The organism is Sphingomonas sp. GW821-FHT04B01, from assembly GCF_059420425.1.
The window spans coordinates 1-588 of sequence record NZ_JBWKTR010000040.1; the positions used below are offsets into that span (position 1 = coordinate 1).

1 protein-coding gene is annotated in these 588 nt (G+C 67.3%); it reads right to left on the reverse strand.

What is annotated here, in order from left to right; all coding sequences use genetic code 11:
* Positions 1 to 588: GMC family oxidoreductase N-terminal domain-containing protein (locus AC07UH_RS21510; protein WP_495182216.1), on the reverse strand; the 588-nt coding region annotated here is incomplete at both ends.

Here is a 588-nt window from a genome sequence, read left to right on the forward strand (position 1 = left end):
CGGTTCATCCGCATGTCGGCGTCGAACCGGCCCCAGATCTGTGTCGCGACATGCGCCATGAAGTTGCGGCCGACCTGGCCGCTTGAATTGGCGATGCCGAGATTGAGCAACAGCCGCGGTGTTTCGACCCCGCCGGCGCACAGGAAGACCGTTGAACAACGCTGGCGGTGCTCCTCGCCGTCCTGTCGATACACGACTGCGCTGATCCGTCCGCTGCCGTCGAACTCGAACGACACCACGCGCGCCCCGGCACGGATCTCGGTCCCATGCGCGAGGGCAAGCGGCAGGTAGGTCGTATCCATGCTGGTCTTCGCCGCGGTCCGACAGCCCTGGTGGCAGGTGCCGCAATTGACGCAGGCCTGACGCTGCCCCCAGTGCGGCTGGTCCCGATCGCGTGAAACCAGGGCGGCAGGCGCATCGGTGGCGGTCATGCCGACCGCCGCACAGCCGCGGGCCATTGCGTCAGCCGCGGCGTTGCGCGCGACCGGCGGATAGGCATAGCGACGGGTGGCGTCCCATGGGTAGTCGTCCGGTCCGGATACGCCGGTAAACTGCTCCACCTCCGCAATGTAGCGGATCAATTCGGCG